The sequence below is a fragment of the Neisseria sp. P0014.S002 genome (genome assembly GCF_051958295.1).
Taxonomy (GTDB): Bacteria; Pseudomonadota; Gammaproteobacteria; order Burkholderiales; family Neisseriaceae; genus Neisseria; species Neisseria flavescens_B.
Genome location: NZ_JBQCVO010000005.1, coordinates 110315 through 130804 on the forward strand (window position 1 = coordinate 110315; position 20490 = coordinate 130804).

Consider the following 20490-nt stretch of genomic DNA (forward strand, 5'->3'; position numbering starts at 1 on the left):
TTACAATAACGCTTTTGCGTTTCTAAGGCTTTTCCATGTCCAAACCCACTGTTTCCCCGATGATGCAGCAGTATCTCGCCATCAAATCGCAACACGCCGACAAGCTGGTGTTTTACCGTATGGGCGACTTTTACGAGTTGTTTCTGGATGATGCGGTGGAGGCGGCAAAGCTGCTGGACATCACCCTGACCACGCGCGGGCAGATGGACGGCGTACCGATTAAGATGGCGGGCGTGCCGTTTCACGCGGCGGAGCAGTATTTGGCGCGGCTGGTGAAGATGGGCAAAAGCGTGGCAGTGTGTGAACAGGTGGGCGAAGTCGGTGCGGGCAAAGGGCCGGTGGAGCGCAAAGTCGTGCGCATCGTAACGCCCGGCACGCTGACCGACGCGGCGTTTTTGGAAGACAAGGAAACCAACCGGATTGTGGCAGTGAACGCAGACAAGAAAAACGTTGCCATCGCATGGGCTTCTTTGCAAAGCGGCGAATTTAAAACCAAGCTGACGACGGCGGACAAACTCGCCGACGAACTGGCGCGTTTGCAGGCGGCGGAAATCCTGTTACCCGAAGGTAAAAGTCTGCCTGATGGTTTTCAGGCAACCTCTGCCAACATCACGCGCCTGAACTCATGGCAGTTTGCCGCCGACGCGGGCGCGAAGTTGTTGACTGAATACTTCGGTTGCCAAGACCTGCACGGCTTCGGTTTGGACGGCAAGGAACACGAAGCCGCCGTCGGCGCGGCGGGCGCGCTGTTGAACTACATCCGCCTGACGCAAAACCTAATGCCGCAACACCTCGACGGCATTTCGCTCGAAACCGACAGCCAATATATCGGCATGGATGCCGCCACGCGCCGCAATCTTGAAATCACGCAAACCCTCTCCGGCAAAAAATCGCCGACCCTGTTTTCCATACTCGACGGCTGCGCCACCCACATGGGCAGCCGCCTGTTGGCACTCTGGTTGCACCACCCCTTACGCAGCCGCGCCCACATCCGCGCCCGCCAAGAAGCCGTTGCCGCGTTGGGTTCGCAATACGAAACCCTGCAAGGCCGTCTAAAAAACATCGCGGACATTGAACGCATCGCTGCCCGTATCGCCGTGGGCAACGCCCGCCCGCGCGACCTCGCCGCCCTGCGCGACAGCCTGTTTGCCCTGTCCGAAATCGAATTGTCCGCCGAGGGCAGCAGCCTGTTGGAAACCCTCAAAGCCGTTTTCCCCGAAACCCTATCTGTTGCCGAAACCCTCAAAGCCGCCGTGATGCCCGAACCCGCCGTCTGGCTCAAAGACGGCGGCGTCATCAATCAAGGCTATTCGGCAGAACTGGACGAACTGCGCCACATCCAAAACCACGGCGACGAATTCCTGCTTGAGCTTGAAGCGCGCGAACGCGAACGCACCGGCCTTTCCACCCTCAAAGTCGAGTTCAACCGCGTCCACGGCTTCTACATCGAGCTATCCAAAGTCCAAGCCGAACAAGCGCCTGCCGACTACCAACGCCGCCAGACCCTGAAAAACGCCGAACGCTTCATCACTCCCGAACTCAAAACTTTTGAAGACAAAGTCTTGACCGCGCAAGAGCAGGCATTGGCATTGGAAAAACGCCTGTTTGAAGCTCTCCTCAAAGACATTCAGACGACCCTGCCGCAGCTTCAAAAAGCAGCCAAAGCCGCCGCCGCCCTCGACGTACTCTCCACCTTCGCCGCCACCGCCGCCGAACGCGGCTTCGTCTGCCCCGAGTTCGCCGACTACCCCGTCATCCATATCGAAAACGGCCGCCATCCCGTCGTCGAGCAACAAGTGCGCCACTTCACCGCCAACCACACCCGCCTCGACCACAAACACCGCCTTATGCTCCTGACCGGCCCCAACATGGGCGGTAAATCCACCTACATGCGCCAAGTTGCCCACATCGTCCTCATGGCGCACACCGGCAGCTTCGTGCCTGCCGATTCAGCCCAAATCGGCCCCATCGACCAAATCTTTACCCGTATCGGCGCCTCCGACGACCTCGCCTCCAACCGCTCCACCTTCATGGTCGAAATGAGCGAAACCGCCTACATCCTCCACCACGCCACCGACCAATCCCTCGTCCTCATGGACGAAGTCGGACGCGGCACTTCGACTTTTGACGGCCTTGCCCTTGCGCAAGCCATTGCCGAACACCTGCTGCAAAAAAACAAATCCTTCAGCCTCTTCGCCACCCACTATTTCGAACTGACCAAACTGCCCGAAGCCCACGCAACGGCAGTCAACATGCACCTCTCCGCACTCGAACAAGGACAAGACATCGTCTTCCTCCACCACATCGAACCCGGCCCCGCCAGCAAAAGCTACGGTATCGCCGTCGCCAAACTTGCAGGCCTGCCCAACCGCGCTTTGAAAGCGGCCCAAAAGCATTTAAACGATTTGGAAAACCAAGCCGCCGCCAACCGTCCGCAGTTGGATATTTTCAGCGCTATGCCGTCTGAAAATGGGGCAGATGAGGAAGGGAAAACACAAGAAATTGAACCTGTTGATAATTTGCAGAACAATGAATTGACTGAAGCGTTGGCGCAAATTCAGCCCGACAACCTCACACCGCGCGAAGCCTTGGATGCCTTATATCGCTTGAAAGATATCTGCAATAAGGCGTCGTAAATAGCTCAAAGGCCGTCTGAAACAGGGGAATATATTAATGAGTTTTACTGACATTACCGTGGTTGGTATTACCGGCGCAGATTCTTATACCGAGGGCACGATGTATGCCATTGTCCGTAGTTGTGCCGAATTGCCCGGCAGCCGTGGATTGCTGATCAGCCCGAGCTGTCCGCAAGGTTTGCCGGAGAATATCCGACATCAGCCTTGCCGGAAATTCGGTTATCTGGAATACAATCTGTTTGTTTTGTACCAACTGATGTATTACATCGATACTGATTATTGTTTGATTGTTCAAAATGACGGTTGGGTGTTGAACGGTCAAAACTGGCAGGATGCTTATCGGGAATATGACTATATCGGCGCACCTCTGCCGATTTTGTTGGAAACCGAAGCCGACGGGCAGTTTTTCCTGAAGGGAACCGACCAATATTTGGCCAAGCAACATCTGATTCAGACTTCTCCGAATTTTGACGAGCCGCAGAACGGCGGTTTCAGCCTGCGCAGCATACGGCTTTTAACCATGCCGCGACAACTGGGTTTAAATGTAGAAATCCGACCGCCTTTGCCGCCGAAAGACGAAAAAATTGCCGATATGGAATGGCTGGTACGGCTGCACCACGAAGATATGTTTTTGACGGCGCAACACCGGTATAGATTGCAGGACTTGGGTTTGAAATTCGCGCCCCCGGATATTGCTACGCAATTTTCTTCAGAAGTACCGTTTATCAATCAAATGAGGAATGTCCCTTTAGAACGCGTCTTTGGGGCTCACTGGATGGGCAATGTGGTCTTGACCGGCTGCAACCGTGTCCGGTTTGCCCAATTGAATGAGGATAAATTGGAAACATACTCCCGTTTTTTTAGAAATTTAGGTTATGAATGTGAATAAATTAAGGCCGTCTGAAAGTTCAGACGGCCTTTTTTAATGGCTGTTAATGCTGATGGGCATGGCGTGCAGCCGCGCGTTTGGTGCCGACAGGTACGATCAGCGTTGCATAAGCTTTGTCCTGCTGGCATACGCTTTTATCGCTGTAATCGGTCTCGTTCACCACTTTGATTTTCCACAAGCCGTCAATCAGAGTAATCACATTGACCACGCCGTTTTTATCGGTTTTGCCGGAGAAGCCTTGAGGCTCGCGGTGGTCATGGGTTGATTCCAAGTCCATTTCGGCCAAAGTGTCCGAGCTGGCGGTAACGGTGGCTTTAACCAAAGGCTCGCCTTTGTACAGGACTTTGACCGGCAAAATACCGCCGGCTTTGACTTCGTTCGGATTTTTCAGCGGAACCAGTTCCAGCTCTTGGCCGATAGGGCGGGTCAATACAGCTTCATCAACTGCGCCGTTGCCCACTTGGACAAAGCTCTTTCCGAACATTTGCGATTGTTCGCAATAGGTTGAACCGGCCAGCTGTTTCAAGGTTTGCTGTTTCCAGCCGTCTTGGTTTTTCGACCAGAAAGTCGGTTTGTAGGTTGCGCTGACCCAGTAGGAGCCTTCAGGCAAAGCGGCTTTGGAAACGTATTGATAGTTTTCGCCTTTATTTACCAAATCAACGGTTTTCTTTGAGCTGCCGGTCAATTGCAGCGGTTTGAAAATATGCACGCGGTCATCGGCGATTTTTTCGACATTGGGGAAGTCATGGCTGTAACCCAAATCCGCATGCAGGATTTGGCCGGCAGGCTGATGTGTCGGTGCGGCCACCCAAACATCGTGCGCCTGCGCCACTGCGCCCAATCCCAGCAATCCTAAAAGCATCCATTGTTTCATAGTTTCTACACTCCATTTTGTTGTTGAATGAAAGGCCTTGTATTTTGGCGAGTAGAAACATTACTCTTATTTGCATTTTTTGTAAATAATAAGGATTATATTTTTTTAATTATAAATAATTATTTATATTGGATTTTCAGACGGCCTGACGTATTGGGTAATACTGTTTGCAACGTATGTTTATCTTGTATAAATAGCTGCTTTAATCTTTATCTGATTGATGTATATATAATTTATCGTAATGCTTATCTGTGTGGGCATTTTTTCCCAACTTCCGCCCGGATTGTATATAACCAAAACTGATAAACGCGAAAGCAAACATTATTTCCAGTTTGCATCCAATCCCGATAAAGTGCTCCCATATTTTTAACAGGAGCCGACCATGAATATCCGTACGCTTTCTTTTGCCGCTTTGACCGCCGCGCTGGCTTTGAGCGCGTGCTCGCCAAAAGCCGAACAATCCGCCGACAATGCTTCTCAAGCTGCCGGAGGTAAGGGGGGTGAAATCAAATTGCTGAATGTCTCCTACGATGTCGCCCGCGATTTTTATAAAGAATACAATCCGTTATTTGTCAAAGAGTTTGCCGCAAAAAACGGCGGGCAGTCGGTTGAAGTCCAACAGTCGCACGGTGGCTCCAGCAAGCAGGCTTTGGCTGTCGCCAATGGTTTGGCTGCCGATGTGGTGACCATGAACCAGACTTCCGATATCGAGCTTTTGGTGAAAAAAGGTTTGGTCAAAGCCGATTGGAACACACGCCTGCCGGACAATGCCGTGCCTTATACCAGCAACGTCGTTTTCTTGGTACGCAAAGGTAATCCGAAACACATTCAAGACTGGGGCGATTTGGCCAAAGACGGCGTGCAAATCGTTTTGGCCAACCCGAAAACCACCGGCAACGGCCGCTACGCCTTTTTGGGTGCGTACGGTTATGGTTTGAAAGTGAATAACGGTGATGAAGGCAAAACAAAAGATTTTGTGGCCGCATTGCTGAAAAACACGCCTGTGTTTGAAAACGGCGGCCGCGCAGCAACAACGACCTTCAGTCAACGCAATATCGGCGATGTCTTGGTTACCTTTGAAAATGAGGCCAACTACGTTAGCAAAAAGCTGACCCAAGACCAGTTTGAAATCGTTTATCCAAGCTACACCATTCTTTCCGAAGCACCGGTTGCCGTCGTGGACAGCGTAGTCGATAAAAAAGGCACACGCGCCGCTGCCGAAGCCTATCTGCAAAACCTCTGGAGCGAACCGGCCCAAGAGTTGGCCGCCGATCTTTACCTGCGTCCGCGCAATGCCGAAGTATTGGCGAAACACAAAGCCGATTTCCCTGAGATTGAGACGTTTAATCCGAATGAGAAATTTGGATCGTGGGAAGAAATTATGAAAAAATTCTTTGCCGACGGCGGATTATTTGACCAGCTTTCCAGTAAAAAATAAGGCTTAAACATAGAGGCCGTCTGAAACTTCAGACGGCCTTTTGTTACAATAAGCCTTTTTCTTATCCACCTTTTCCCATGTCCCAACGCAAAATCATCCATATCGATATGGACGCATTCTACGCTTCGGTAGAACTGCGCGAGCAGCCGCACCTGAAAGGGCTGCCGGTCGTTGTGGCGTGGGACGGTACGCGGTCGGTCATTTGTGCCGCTTCTTATGAAGCGCGCAAATTCGGCTTGCACTCGGCCATGTCGGTAGCGACGGCGAAAAGGCTGTGTCCGCAGGCGGTGTTTGTGCCGCCGCATTTTGATTTGTACCGCCAAATTTCGGCGCAGATTCATGCCGTGTTTCGGCGTTATACCGATTTGATCGAGCCTTTGTCTTTGGACGAGGCTTATTTGGATGTTACCCGAAATTTTGAAAATATCCCGTACGCCAGCGAGGTGGCCAAACGCATTCGTGCCGAAATTTTTGAAGAAACCGGTTTGACAGCCTCCGCAGGCATCGCGCCCAATAAGTTTTTGGCAAAAATCGCTTCTGACTGGCGCAAACCGAACGGGCAGTTTGTGCTGCCGCCGCAAAAAATCATGGCGTTTTTGGAGAGCCTGCCGTTGGGTAAGATTCCCGGTGTCGGCAAAGTTACGCTGAAAAAGATGAATGCCCTCGGTATGCAGACCGCCGGCGATTTACGCCGTTTTGAGCGCGGCGAACTTTTAAACCATTTCGGCCGCTACGGCTACCGCCTTTACGATTTGGCACGCGGTATCGACGAGCGTCCGGTCAAAGCCGAACGCGAACGCCTGCAAATCTCAACCGAAATCACTTTGCCCGAAGATTTGTCTTTGGTGCAGGCTTCAAGCCATTTGCTGCACCTTGCCGAAGATCTCTGGCGGCAGATTGAGCGCAAAAACGTCGAAGCCAAAGGCGTTACCCTCAAACTCAAAACCCACGATTTCCGCATTATCACGCGTTCGCTGACGTATTCTTCCGTCCTTCCCGACAGCGCCTCGCTGCTTCAGGCGGCGCATACTTTGTTGCAACGCATACCGCCGCAACGCGAAGACGCCTTCCGCCTGATCGGTATCGGCGTGAGCCATTTGCTGCCGAAAAACCAGCAGCAGACGCTTTGGTTATAAAGAAATAGAAAAGCATTCTTTCCGTTTGAAGATAGGGCGCAGGACAATATTGTTCCATAACCATATCGGCAGCCGTTTAAACAGGCCGTCTGAAAATTATTAGGAACAACCAGCCATGTCTTTATTCCGCCCACAATTCTGGAAAATCCCCGAAATCAGCGATGCCGAACGTCGCCGCCTGCCTGAGTTGGCGGCCGCTTTGGAGCGCCGTTTGCAAAACATTGCCGCACGCTATCCGCAAGCCGTGTTCGCATCCAGCCTTGCGGTTGAAGATATGGTCATTACCGATGCCGTGTGCCGTCTGAAACTGCCCATCCGCATCATCACGCTCAATACGGGCAAACTCAATCCCGAAACCGCCGCCCTGATTGCCGAAACCAATGCGCGTTATCAAACCGAATTGGAAGTGTTTTATCCCAACCGACAAACCGCCGCCGAATTTGAAGCGGAGTTTGGCACGGCCGCGATGTACGACAGCGTCGAGTTACGCCGCCGTTGCTGCCATATCCGCAAAATCGAACCACTCAACCGTGCTTTGCACAACGCCCCCGCATGGCTGACCGGACAACGCCGCAGCCAGTCCGAAACGCGCAGCGAATTGAATTTTGAAGAGCTGGATACGGGGCGCAACATCGCCAAATTCAATCCTATTTTCGATTGGGAAGAACAGGATGTGTGGGCATATGCGCACGAGCACCAAGTTCCGCTCAATGCGCTGTATCATCAGGGCTATCCCAGCATTGGGTGCGAACCCTGCACGCGTCCGGTCAAGCTGGGCGAAAATATCCGCGCCGGGCGATGGTGGTGGGAGAGTAAAGACAGTAAGGAATGCGGTTTGCACAAATAATCAAAGGCCGTCTGAAAACTTTTCAGACGGCCTTTTTGACGGTTTAACAAAATGATTTATCAAGAATTTGTTTTTCGCTCAACGAAAGTGGAAAGTAGGGCGGTATCGATGTCCCATTTCCAAATGCCTTGATCCGAGCCGTCCATGCCGCGCAGGAAGAGGTAGCGGATGGCGATTTTGGGCAACGGCTTGCCGCGCAGGGCATAGTAGCGTGCAATGGCAACGGCGTAGATCAGGGCTTGCAGGTAGTAGTGATGATGCGCCACGGCTTCGTTCATTGCCTGTTGCGTGTACGCGCTTGCATCATTGCCCAAATGGTTGGATTTGTAGTCGATTAAAACAACATTGCCGTCTGAATCTTGGCAAACCATATCGATAAAGCCGTTTAAATAGCCTTGTAAATCATGGAAATCAAGCAGTTGCGCGGCTTGGACGCATTCGGGCGGCAGGTTTGCTTCGTTTGAGGCAAACCAACGGCGCAAGTCGTCCAGTTTGAAATCGTCCATGTACAGGGTGAACCCCATTTCGGGCAGGCGTCGGGTCGGCGGAATCTGCGACAGGCTCTCGTTGATTAAAGGCGTCAGGCGGCAGATGTCGAGCATGGCGCTTACCGTCGGCAGCCATTTGTCTTCAAAGCTGTGGCGTTGCAAAACTTCGGCAATCATTTCGGATTGGCTCTCGGCAGAGGCGGCGAAGTCGAGTTTTTCCAACATTTCATGCAAACATACGCCGGCATTGGTGCCGCGGGGAAAATGGTGGATATCGAGGCCGTCTGAAAGCGGGGACGGCAGGTTTTCAGACGGCATGGCACGGTCTGCGCTTTCTGCCGGGTCGATGGCAGGTTGCAAAGGTTCGTGTTGTTCGTCGGTTGACTTGGTGTGCCTGCTCAAACCGGTAAAGCTGGTGTGGCGGATAAAGTCAAAATCGCGGCGTTTAATGCTATGAGCGCTCAAAGCTTGGTCTTGCTGGCGGCTGTATTGGTAGACGGTTTCTGGCGGGGCTTCTTCCGTGAAGGCAAACTCCGTATTTTCGGGCGCGTTTGTGATAAAGCGTTGCCAGTTGGTTTTGAGCATTTCCACAACGTCTGTCGCGCTTTTATAGCTTTGACTGACGCTTTCGCGGTCGGCATCTGGCAAACCTTCGAGCAGATAGGCAAAAGGATTGTTTGGCGTACAGTTTTTGTTGGCGGCGGCGTAGATGTTGAGCTGTTCTTCGGCGCGGGTAAGTGCGACATAGAGCAGACGCAAATCTTCTGCCGTCTTTTCGTCGGCAAGGTGGCTTAGTTCTGCTTCTGAGGTTTGTGATTTGGCCAGCAGCTCGGTTTCATGGCTTTCAGTATGTAGGATTTTCCAGTTTTCTTTGGAATTGTCTTTGGTATCCCATGCGAAGGGGCAGTACACCAAAGGATATTGCAAACCTTTCGACGCGTGCATGGTAACGATTTTGACCAATTTTTCGTCGCTTTCAAGACGGATGGTTTGTGCGTCTGACGGGAAATGGCCGCTGCGCGCACGGCTGATTTGCTCGTTTAACCATTTATGCAGGGCGGCAGGGTTACGGCTTTGGCTGTCTTCTTCGGCCAAAAGCTCCAGAATTTGGTAGTAGTTGGTCAGGCTGCGTTCGTTGCCGCCTTTGAGCAGGCGTGTTTCAATGTCATGTAGGGTGGCAAACTGCTGCATGGCGGCAAAAATGCCGCCTTTCCGCCATTTTTCCATGGCCTCGGCAGATGACTCCAGCCATTTCAGCAGCTGGTGTTCGTTGTGGTTGAGTTCGTAAATTTCTTTGGCGGTATAGCCGAACAAAACTCCGGTCAAGACAAAGCGAAGCCAGTCGGTTTGCCTTGGGTTGAGCCAAAAGCCGATCAGCGCGGACAGCGAGTCTGCCTCGGCGGAATCGAAAACGGACTGGCGCGACAGCAACACGCTTTGGATACGGCGCTGTTTCAGTTTTCCGGCAATCATTGCCGCTTCGTTGTTGGTGCGCACCAAGACGGCAATATCGCCGGATTCCAGCGCGCGGCCTTTGAAGTTCAGACGGCCTTCGGCTGCTTCATTGAGCGCAAAGGCAATTTCATCGGCGCAATATTCGGCGGCACGGCCGCGCAAAATCTCTTTGCCGGTTTGGTCGTCCGTATTGAGCCAGCGCACTTGGATGGCGGGGCAGTGTGGCGACAGCCGGCTTTCGGCGCGGCTGGCGGAGACATCGCTGTAATCGATGTTTTCCAACACGAAGGGGTGTTTTTTTTGTTTGAACAAGGCGCTGATGCCGTTAATCAGCTTGGCATGGCTGCGGTAGTTGACGGCGAGGGTGTAATGCCTGTCCGCATCTTGCGCGGCTTGCAGATAGGCGTAAATGTCCGCACCACGAAAGCTGTAAATCGCCTGCTTGGGGTCGCCAACGAGAAACAGCGGGCAGCCTTGTTCGATAAAAATTTGGCGGAAAATTTCGTATTGCAGCGGGTCGGTATCTTGGAATTCGTCAATTAGCGCGATTTCCCAGTTTGCCGCCGCCACTTTTGCCAATGTGTTGCCGTGTTCATTGGTGGTCAATGCCTGATGGACATCCAGCAGCAAATCGTCAAACACGCGCTCGCGGCGTGATTTTTTTTGTTCGGCGATGGATTGGTTGATGTAGGAAAGGAGATCAAGTTGCAGGCAGATGAAGGCCGCTTCTTCCGAGTTTTCCATTGCCTGCAAATCACGACCGAGATTGGCTAAGGCTTGCAGCTGAATAATTTCCGGCGCATCGGCATCGGCTTTATATTCTTTTTTCAGTTTGCTGTTGAGTGTATCGATACTGAAATGGTTTAGTTTTCCTAGCGTTTGTTTGCTCAGGCGGGGCAGACGGTTGGATTCGGCGTTTATTTTTAAATCAGTAAAAACATTTTCAAAGGTATTTCTTTTGTAGGTCTGGCCATTAAGTTTGGGAAAGATTGCCCAAAACGCTGTTTCCAAGTCTTCCAGTTGGCCGCAAACTTTTTGCCATGTTTCTTGAAGGTTGGCTTGGGTTTCTTTCAAATCGCCTTCAGGCCGTCTGAATTTCAGATAGGGGCGGCCGGTATAGCTTTTGATTTCGGCAAGCATTTCTTCAGGCGTGCATTTTCGGTCAAAAACCAATTGTGCCAATGTGGCATCGGTTGCCACTTTCTGCCGCCAAAAGTCCTGCGCTGGAATCAGCAGCCTCTCGCGCGAGTCATCCGACAGCTCGACATCCAAAGGCGCGCCGCACAAAAACGCATAATCGCGCAAGACGCGCTGACAGAAGCCGTGGATGGTGTAAATCGATGCGTTGTCAAACTGGCCCAGCGCGGCTTTGAGGCGGAGAATCAGGCGATGGCAGCTTTCCTGTCCGTCTTTCTCGCCTAAAGCCAAAGGAATCAATCGATTGAGAAAGTCATCGGGAGATTTTTTTTCTTTTTCGTAATATTTGTTCAGGCCGTCTGAAATATGTTCCGGCTTGCCGCCCAAAGTTTGGATTTCGTTTAAAACCTGCAACACTTCGTCCAAACGCGCACGCAAACGGGTTTTCAGTTCTGCCGTCGCCGCTTTGGTAAAGGTAACGACCAGAATTTTCTCGATGTCTTTTTTTTCTAAAACAATCAGTCGGGTAAAGAGCGCGGCAATGCCGTAGGTTTTACCCGTACCGGCAGAAGCTTCGATGAGGTTGGTGCCGTCGATGGAAAGTGTGAGCGCGTCAAAAGGAAGAGCGGAAGACATGGTTGGAACGGAATAATATTAGCGAGGCATTATCATAACAGAGATAGTGTGTTGTTTTGCATTGATGATAAAAATGCCGTCTGAAAACTTTCTGTTTTCAGACGGCATGTCTTAATGGCTATTAAATGACTTCAATAGCGCATCTTAGTAGCGCAAACGGCGTCTGGCGTAGCTTGGTTGGCGAGGACGGTAGGTATAACGGTTCGCCACTGGAGCTTTACTGTCGTCATAGTAGTACGCAACATTATTACCGTTGATGGTCGTATTGTTGACGCTCAAACCGGTTGGAGAGCCGGTAGTAATAACAACATTGTCGCTTTGGATGGTGTTTGCCGTATTGGTTACGTTGGCTTCGTTTTTACCTTTGGCGTTGATGCCGCCGTTTGGTTTGCCTGAAGCGTAGCTGCCATTGACATTGACGGTCAGATTTTTTTCGTTAACGCTGCTGATTGCGCCTGAAGTATTGACTTTGTTGCCTTCTACTTCTATGGAGTTGTTGGATACCAGGTTGGTACCGTGCAGGTTGACGTCGCCGTTGTTGGCATTGATTTTAATGTCATTGCCGGCCGCTACATTCGCGCCTGTGGCGGTAGAAGAAGCGTTATCGGTTTTGTTGATGCCGACAGAGCCATTGACGTGAGGAACGGCAACACCGGTTTCAACATTGATTGTCGCGCCAGCACCGATACCGACATTAACGGCTGTACCTTGGTTGGAGGCAGTATTGGCTGACTCGGTGAAGGTTACTCCGTTGCCTGCGGTAATGTTGACGTTGTTGTTGGCGGTAATGTTGGATGCGATTTCAGCAGAGTCTTTGGCATTGATGACAACATTGGTAGCATTCATATCGCCTTTGACGGCGGTAGATTCTTTTTTGTTTTCATCAGCGTAGTTGACGTTCAGGTTGGCATTCACATCAACGTTTGAACCGTCTTTGGTGTATGCGCCGACAGTCAAAGAAGCGCCGCCTTGTTTGCTGCTGCTGTTGCTGGTGTTGTGGGCGGCAGTGTTGTGGTATGAACCTGCATCAATGTTGATCGCACCGGTAACATCGTATTTTGTACCTTCATCAGACACTTTGTCATTTGCCAAAACGATGGCATTGCCTGCGTTGATGGTGGTTACGGTTGCAGTGGATTCATTGTGGGTTGAAGAGTTGCCTTGACCTTGTGCAGTGATTTCACCGCCGATGCCTTTGTTGGTGCTGATGCCGGCAGAAACGACCAAACCGCCGCCGTTTTGTTTCACATCGGATTTCGCGCCGCTGTGTGCCGCTGCATGGGTAACGTTTTTGGCAGCTTCAACCACATTGCCAGTCGCATTAATCACGGTACCTTCTTGATTAATATTGCCGTTGGCAGTGATGGTGGTGTTGCCGCCGGTGTTGATGTTGGATACATGGGATGTATTTGTTACGGTGGTTGCATCTGTTTTGGTACTGGTAATGCCGACAGATACGCCGACGCCTGCGGCGTTATTTTTTCCGTATGCGGTGGCAGATACGCCCAGATCGGTTACGCGGCCGGATTCGGTCACTGTGCTGCTGCCTTTGGAGGCAACAACATTGACGTCATTGGCTGCGGAAATGTTGACGGATTCTTCGCCGTTGACTTGGCTGCCGCTGACGGTAATGTTTGAGTTGGAAGACAACTGGGTGTTTTTACCGGTCAGAATGCTGCCGCTCAGGCCGACAGAATGAGTGTCGGTGTGGGTATCGGTGAATTTGATACCGGCTTTGGCAGTCACGCTGCCGTTTTCTTTATTGGTTTCAGTACCGGAGTAGCCTTTGATGGAATACTCGTTGACCTGTTTGTTTTCTACCGCTTTGGCAGCATCGATGGTCAAATCGCCTGCGGAAGCCAGTTGCAGTTTTTGTGCCGCAAACAATGCAGAGCCGATTACATTGATGTCTTTGTTGGAAACAACGGTCAGGTCGGCATTGGAAACCAGGGTAGAACCGGTTACTTTTTCAATGCTGCTGTTGCTGCTGGTTTTAGAGGTCGTGATATTGAAAATCGTACCTTTACGCGCGCTTTGTGCGGAAGTGTCGGTGCTGGTGGCATTTTTAATGTCAACATTGCCTGCTTTGGAGCTGACGAATGTACCGGCTTGGCCTTCAACGGTACTGCCGTAAACGTTGACGCCGTTTTTTGCACCCAAAACTACGTTTGAGTTGGCAGTAATGCTGCTGCCGTGCAGGTTTTCGGTACGGTTGTTTTGAACTTGGCTTTCACCGCCGAACAGACCACCCCAGTATTTTTTCTGGTCGTCGAGGCTGTTGGTGTTGATGGTGGTTTGAGTACCCAAATTAATCTTGTTGACATCGGTAACGACATTGCCGTTTGCCGCTATGCTTGCGCCGTAAGTGCTCAAATCGCCTTCGGAAATCAAACCGATATCACCAGCTGTGGAGATTTTGGTTTGATGGGCGGTAGAGTTTTTGGAAGATTTTGTGGCGATACCGGTTTTCAGGGCTGCAGTTTCATTTTTGAAGCTGACATAAGTCGAGCTGCTGTCGGTTTCGCTGTTGCTGCTCAATACGATGCCTTGTTGGGCGGCAATGCGTGCATCTGCAGCCGAGTTCAGTTCGGTCGCATCCAATTGAACTTTGCCAGTGGTGGCAATATTGACAGAACCGGCATTGATTTTGGTTTGATGCAGGCTTTCGTCAGCAGAAGAGCTCAGGTTGTTGTTGTACCAAAGGCCTTTGCTTTGAGTGTGGTCGGATTCTGTACGGTTGGTTGTTTTTACCGCGTTAGAATTGATGTTGCCCGTGGCAGATGCAGTCAGCGCACCGGCATTGATGTTGGCCGCGCTTAGGTTGAGGCTGCCGCTATTGTTCAAAGTCAATGACTCGGATGCATTGATATTGCTGGCGGTAAAGGTTTCCGTTTTGTTGCGGTCTGAACGGAAGTGCTGAACATTTTGCGCTTCTTTGCCGCTGGAAGATTTGTTAGCAGAACGGCTGGTAACCGTGCCTTTGATGTCGGTATCGCGGGCAAACAGTTCCATTTGTGCGCCGGTCAGATTGGCAGACTGGATGCTCAGGTTGCCTTTGCTGTCGATATTCAGGTAGCGGGTACCGGTAATGGTGGCATTTTGAATGTTTTGTTTGGCGCGTTTGTCAGTCGCGTGGATTTGGATGGTACCGGCGCGCATACTGCCGAAGATATGACCGTCAAGCACCGGCGCATTTGAAGCAGCGTCCAATGCTTCGATTTGTGCGGTTTTGTAGTCAAAGTTGCTTTTGCCTGAAGAAACATTGATGGCGTCGGCGGTATTAACGTTGGCTGATTTGCCGACTACAACTTGCGGAGCAAGCAGGTCAACTACGCGGTTGCTGCTCAAATTGCCGTTTACTTGCAGTTGTTTGCCATTGTCGCTGATATTGAAAGATTTCAACGTGCCGTCTGAAACGGTTGGCGTACCGACAACCAAGGATGCGCGGTTGGCATTCAGGATGCCGCCGCCGTTGTGGGTAATGCCGTTAGGGTTTGCCAAAACATAGTCTGCGGCAATACCGAAGATCTCTTGCTGACCTAAGATCAGAGAAGGGTTTTTGCTGACCACTTCGTTCAAGATCACAGATGCGGCCTGACCTTGGAAGTTTTTGTTGGCAGACAGGTTCCCGGCCAGTTGGGATTTACCGGCAGACAGGGCGTTATTCAAAACGGCGCCGTGTTGGGAAACGTTGTACTTGTTATATTGGTTGTGAGAAAGACCTTGGGCCGTCGGTGCGGCAATGTTGACGATGTCGACATTGTGTTGCTGCTGTACCGAAGTTTGGCCGATGGCTTCGATGTTGGCCGCTACCGCTGCATTTCCCAGGAATGCAAAGCACACGGCGACAGTTACTTTGCCGGAAGCTGAGAGCTTAGGCTGATATAAAGTGTCGATTTTCATGGATTTTAATCCTTATTTATCGTGATGGAGATTGAATCAGAAATCCCATATCGGGTATCGGATTTCTGTTGAGGAAATTTTTGAATGTATTAACATTGTTATGGAATTTTTTACAATCATACCACCAGTATGGCCTTGTGTGCACTATTTCAAATGCAAATAAAAACCACCTATCTTATTGATATTAATAGAAAATTAATAATGTTAAGATGGGCGGTTTATATATTGGATAAAAGGATATATATTTACATAACTTTAAAATGGAATGCGCAAAGAAACGGTCACATGATCCTGTATTTCGCTGTTTGATTGGTTGGGCATACGTGCAAAACCTTTGCCATAGTCGGCAGAAAGCTGCCATTTGTCCGCCTTGCCCAAATTCAAACCTGCAACCACACCCATGGCGCGTTGTAAACCTTCGTTATTGTTTTTGGCAACGCCGATGTCTGCGCCCAGATAAGGCTCGATATAGATGCCGTGAGGCGTATTGCGGCGGAAATAAACGGTATTGCTTAACAGGACTGCGCTGTTTGCGCTCAAAGAAGTCGAACGGAAACCGCGTACATTTTGATAGCCGACGATGTCCATTTCTTTGGCGGCAAACAAATCATGCGGACTGTATTGGGCATCGATTTGGTGATGGTTGCGCACGATCCATTTACCCAATGGGCGGTTTTGAATCAAATTGCTTTGCAAGGATACAGAGGTATAGCGCTTGTGGAACGGCGTGTGTTCGGTATTTTTCGCAAACCCTTGTTCCACGCCGATATTGTTGAGCCAAATGCCGTTTGGCAGGATGGCCGTGTGCGACAGGCCGACTTGTGCCGAATAAATTTCCGGGCTTTGCAATTCCAGTTTGCTGTCGGCAAATTTTGCAGTCTGTTTCACATAGTCAATGCCGACATAGGCGGAGGCAATGTGTTTTTGACTGCGTGAGAATACGCGGTCTGCTTTGATTCCTGCCGCTTTGGATTGGGAGCGGTAGGCGTAGCGCGTAACACTGGGCGTTAGGATGCTTTGCGATTGCGACGCGGCGGCGTAAGTGCTGAATGTCCATGCGCCATAAGGAACTTGGTAGAACAGGCTGCCGCCGCGACTGTAATGGCTGTCGTGGTTGTTTAGATTGGTGTAGCCGTTTAGATAAAGGGAGTCGCTCAATCCCAACGGGCTGCCGATATTCAGGCTGCCGCGCAGTGTCGTGGTATTGGGTTTGCTGCCTTTATTATCGATGGTAATGCTGCCGCCCCAATGTTTTTCGGCATCGTTGTTGAGTTGGATGGAGGCGGTGCCGTCATCATGCGGATAAACATCGATGCTGACGTTGTTGCCGACAACATGGTTTGCCTGTTCGATACCTTGGTCAAGGTATTGGATGTTCAGCGGTTTGCCTTGATGATTGGGGAAGAGGGTGTCGACGTTGACCGTACGGGAGCCGCCGGTAATCTCACGGATTTTGCCTTCGATGACTGCTAATTTCAGGATGCGTTCAGGCGTGGTTTCAAATTTGATTTGCGTGTGTGGATAGCCTTGAGCGATATACTCGGCAACGATGTCCCGGTTCAGTTGGTTGATGCTGTTTTGATTGATGCATTTGGGTAACTTGGCTTCAATCTTTTGGGAATCGATAAGGGTAATGCCGGAAAGCTCGATACCGGTGTAATCCAAGCATTCGGTATTGTTTTCAGACGGCACCTCTTGTGCAACCGCGTCGTTATCTTGTTTTTTCTGTAAATCCCATGCTGACTGCTCGCGTTTTTGGATTTCGACCGAATGAATCTGATCGAGGTTGTCGCGGAAGTCTTTGTCGAATTGGTTGGGTACGTTTTTATCGATTTGATCAAGCGGATTCGGCGTATTGGCCGCATAGGCGTTCAGTGCGGAAAGAATCAATACGGGCAGGGGAAGAAGGCGGGATTTATACATGGTGTCGTAATTTTATAGGGATAATAATTGGGTTTATTTTATCGAAAATAGCTGCTTGGGGCGTATCGGTTTTTATCCTTGTCTGCAATCAGGGTTTATTAAGCAACAATGGGATAAATTTCTATGATGATACCATAAAAATATTAAGGGAATTTGAATAACAAAAACCTGCCTTTGAAAAGGCAGGTTTTTTCAGACGGCCTTTGAGCCGTTAAAGATTTTGCAAACGCTCGACAGAAGGCGCGTAGTAGTAGGCGCCTGATACGGCTTTAGACAAATATTTCAGCAGTAAGTCGGTTTTACCGTCTGCATCGCCGAACATATTGAGCAGTTGAACTTCGATATTGTGCAGCGTGTTGCAATAGGAAGTGAACATCAAACCATGTTCGCCGCTGATTTTGCCGAAGGGCAAGCTGCGGCGGACGATTTTCAAACCAACGCCGTTTTCTTTGACATTGACGCGGCCGAGATGTGAGTCGGGCAGGCGCACGTCTTTGCTGAATTCGTCATTGGCTTCTTTGCTGCGGCCAACGCTGGCTTCTTGTTCGGCAGTAGGAACGGCATCCCATTTTTTCAAATCGTGCAGGTATTTTTGCAGCAAAACATAGCTGCCGCCGGCATCAGGCTTGCCTTCGGGAATGATGGCGACATTGCGTACATTGTCATCGCCCTGAGGATTTTCCGTACCGTCGACAAAACCGTCCAAGCCGCGGTCTTCATACAGGCGCAGGCCGTGTTCTTCAGTGGCTACGCGGATGCTGTCGCCGAATGCGCCTAAAACAGATTGAGCCAAGGCATAGGCGGCTTTTTGCTCGGTGGCTTGAATGTGGATATAGAGGTCGTGTTGGGTGGAAGGGGCGAGGCCATTGCCCAATTCTGGGAAAGGTTTGATTTCGCTGCCTTCGTCAGTGTGACCGAACGATTGCCATGCGCGGCTGCCGAAGGCAATGGTTAAACCCAAAATATCATTCGGAAAACGGGTTTTTAATTTGGCCAGAGCCTCCAAAGAAAGACGGCAGGCAGATTTGATGTCTTCATTGCGGCCGTCTGAAATGTCTGCTTCGATAAAAATACCGGCTTGTGCGTGATCAGGAATAATGGCTGATTGTGGATGGCTCATGATGATTCCTTTCAAAATCTTATGGGTTTTTACGCGAGGGATTATACACTGAAAGTTTCAGACGGCCTAAAATCTGCCTTTTGATTTTTTAGGGCGGAAAGGCATGTTTGGCAAGATGTTTTTTGTGAGCATCATTCTGTTGCAAGTGTTTACATTCGGGCTCGGGCGTTCGCTGCAATGGCTGTTTGCGCCTTGGATCGGTAAAGTCGGCAGACGTTGGCTGATGGGTATTTCCTATTTCATTACAAACGGCTTGTTGGTCGGCTTGCTGCTGGAGTTGGGACATATAATGTTCCGCGTGGTGGCGTTTTGGATGGTGATCTTGCTGTTTGTAATGTATGCTGCGTTGGCGACATTTATCCTGTATCTTTTGCTGCGCCGTTTTATGGCGCGCCAACCGCTGTCACGAAGCCTGCGGCTGTTTGCTCCTTTGTTTGTGGCCGGTTTGCTCGGTTTTGGGATGTATAACGCCTATACGCCCGTTGTCCGCCATCAAACCGTCTTCATCAATAAGAAAATGGATAAGCCGCTGCGTATCGGCGTGGCCAGTGATTTGCACTTGGGGATTTTGTTCGGCGCACGTCAATTGGACAAACTGACGGACATCATGAGGCAGGAACAAGTCGATATGGTGTTGCTGCCGGGCGATTTGATGGACGATACCGTTGATGCGTACTTGAAAGAAAACATGAAACCGCATTTGAAGAAGCTGACTGCGCCGATGGGCGTTTATGCCACTTTGGGCAATCATGACTGGTTCCGCGATCAGAAGCGTATCAAGCATGAATTGGAAGCCGCAGGTTTGACGGTTTTGGCCAATCAGATTTTGGAAGTGAATGGTGTGTTGCTGGTAGGGCGGAGCGATGATTTGGATCGCAAGCGTCCCAGTGCGGAGCAGCTTTTAGAAGGTCAAAATACCCGATTACCGGTTTTATTGATGGACCACCGTCCTACTTCAATCGAAGCCCATGCACGGCTGCCGATTGATGTGCAAGTTTCCGGCCATGTTCACAACGGCCAAGTTGCACCCGCCAACCTTATCGTCCGTACGCTTTATCGTCTTGCTTACGGTTATGAGGCGATCGGCAACGGCCATTTCTTCACCACTTCGGGCTATGGCTTCTGGGGCATTCCCCTTCGTTTGGGTTCGCAATCAGAAGTGTGGGTTATCGACATCAAGTCAAAGCATTGAAATAGAAATATAAACTTCAGGCCGTCTGAATTTCAGACGGCCTTTTTTATGAAAAATGGGAAAAAATATTGAAATTGGATTATAATCGACGTCAATAAAATCAGCCACCGATATGAGTGGTATCATAACTAGGGAACTCACTATGGGCATTATTAGTCTTGCACTTATCTTCGTGTCAATCGCCGCCGTCTTATTGTATTTCAAACAACAGTTGAAAGATCGCAAAAAAGACTGTCGCGAATCCTTTGTCTCTTTGCGCATTGCGCTTGACTGCCGACATCAGGCCGTCCGTCATGTATTGGATGCATACGGCAAACATCTGCAAGAGCAGGGCATTGCATCGGATCAAAACGTTCAGCAGATGTGTGCCGAAGTCGAAACCGCATTGGCGCAAACTGCCAAAACATTTTCCGAATCCAAAATCAAACATCTGTGCGAAGCCGAAACAGCATTGAATTATGCGCTGAAAAAATTGCAAACTGCCGTCAAAGGCCTTTTGAAACAGTATCCTGATGAAAAATTGGCCGGTTTGATGGAAATGCTGGATGCAGCAGAGGCGGAAGTTGCATCGGCGCGCCGCACTTACAACCGCAGAGCCGGAAGCTACAATCATCATTTAAACAAATTGCCCAACCGCCTTGTCGCCAAGCCATTAGGTTTTGACAAGCAGGCAAGATTGGTTCGTTTTACGGAAAACCAAACGCAACGAATGAGCAGCAATATGTTGGCTTAAAAATTAAGCAGTTTGCTGAATAAGCGATAAACAAAAGGCCGTCTGAAATATTAATTTCAGACGGCCTTTTATGTGCTGTTAAT

12 protein-coding genes are annotated in these 20490 nt (G+C 50.3%); 7 read left to right on the plus strand and 5 right to left on the minus strand.

Annotated elements, in window-relative coordinates:
* Positions 1-35: 35 nt before the first annotated feature.
* Both mutS and ACTHSX_RS06815 read left to right on the plus strand, forming a co-directional pair.
* Positions 36-2636, plus strand: coding sequence for a DNA mismatch repair protein MutS (mutS, locus tag ACTHSX_RS06810; protein WP_440377189.1), 2601 nt, complete (start codon positions 36-38; stop codon positions 2634-2636).
* 37 nt (positions 2637-2673) lie between these two features.
* On the plus strand, positions 2674-3525 hold the full coding sequence (locus tag ACTHSX_RS06815) for a DUF5672 family protein (protein ID WP_440377190.1): 852 nt from the start codon (positions 2674-2676) through the stop codon (positions 3523-3525).
* Between the two features lie 43 nt (positions 3526-3568).
* Here the strand turns inward: ACTHSX_RS06815 and ACTHSX_RS06820 are convergent, their stop codons facing one another.
* On the minus strand, positions 3569-4399 hold the full coding sequence (locus ACTHSX_RS06820) for a DUF4198 domain-containing protein (RefSeq protein WP_003685007.1): 831 nt from the start codon (positions 4397-4399) through the stop codon (positions 3569-3571).
* A gap of 388 nt (positions 4400-4787) precedes the next feature.
* Here ACTHSX_RS06820 and ACTHSX_RS06825 point away from each other — a divergent pair, with 388 nt between their 5' ends.
* The 3 genes from ACTHSX_RS06825 to ACTHSX_RS06835 all read left to right on the plus strand — a co-directional run bounded on the left by ACTHSX_RS06825 (position 4788) and on the right by ACTHSX_RS06835 (position 7820).
* On the plus strand, positions 4788-5837 hold the full coding sequence (locus tag ACTHSX_RS06825) for a sulfate ABC transporter substrate-binding protein (RefSeq protein WP_440377215.1): 1050 nt from the start codon (positions 4788-4790) through the stop codon (positions 5835-5837).
* A 77-nt stretch (positions 5838-5914) separates the two neighbouring features.
* A complete protein-coding gene (gene dinB, locus ACTHSX_RS06830) occupies positions 5915-6973 on the plus strand; it encodes a DNA polymerase IV (RefSeq protein WP_440377191.1) in 1059 nt (352 codons plus the stop codon).
* Positions 6974-7088: 115 nt separating this feature from the next.
* A complete protein-coding gene (locus ACTHSX_RS06835; protein ID WP_440377192.1) occupies positions 7089-7820 on the plus strand; it encodes a phosphoadenylyl-sulfate reductase in 732 nt (243 codons plus the stop codon).
* A gap of 59 nt (positions 7821-7879) precedes the next feature.
* Here the strand turns inward: ACTHSX_RS06835 and recB are convergent, their stop codons facing one another.
* The 4 genes from recB to ACTHSX_RS06855 form a co-directional block, all read right to left on the minus strand.
* Positions 7880-11536 (minus strand): exodeoxyribonuclease V subunit beta, encoded by a 3657-nt coding sequence (recB, locus tag ACTHSX_RS06840; RefSeq protein ID WP_440377193.1) that lies wholly within the window; start codon positions 11534-11536, stop codon positions 7880-7882.
* Between the two features lie 144 nt (positions 11537-11680).
* A complete protein-coding gene (locus ACTHSX_RS06845) occupies positions 11681-15439 on the minus strand; it encodes a beta strand repeat-containing protein (protein WP_440377194.1) in 3759 nt (1252 codons plus the stop codon).
* A 255-nt stretch (positions 15440-15694) separates the two neighbouring features.
* The gene (locus ACTHSX_RS06850) at positions 15695-17362 is read right to left on the minus strand and encodes a ShlB/FhaC/HecB family hemolysin secretion/activation protein (protein WP_440377195.1); all 1668 of its coding nucleotides are present in this window, start codon (positions 17360-17362) and stop codon (positions 15695-15697) included.
* A gap of 211 nt (positions 17363-17573) precedes the next feature.
* Positions 17574-18482: a Dyp-type peroxidase gene (locus tag ACTHSX_RS06855; protein ID WP_440377196.1), complete on the minus strand. Its 909-nt coding sequence runs from the start codon at positions 18480-18482 to the stop codon at positions 17574-17576.
* A gap of 103 nt (positions 18483-18585) precedes the next feature.
* Between ACTHSX_RS06855 and ACTHSX_RS06860 the strand changes: the two genes are divergently transcribed.
* The gene (locus ACTHSX_RS06860) at positions 18586-19674 is read left to right on the plus strand and encodes a metallophosphoesterase (RefSeq protein ID WP_440377197.1); all 1089 of its coding nucleotides are present in this window, start codon (positions 18586-18588) and stop codon (positions 19672-19674) included.
* Between the two features lie 142 nt (positions 19675-19816).
* Positions 19817-20407, plus strand: a complete 591-nt coding sequence (locus ACTHSX_RS06865; protein WP_440377198.1) for a LemA family protein — start codon at positions 19817-19819, stop codon at positions 20405-20407.
* The last annotated feature ends 83 nt before the right edge of the window (positions 20408-20490 follow it).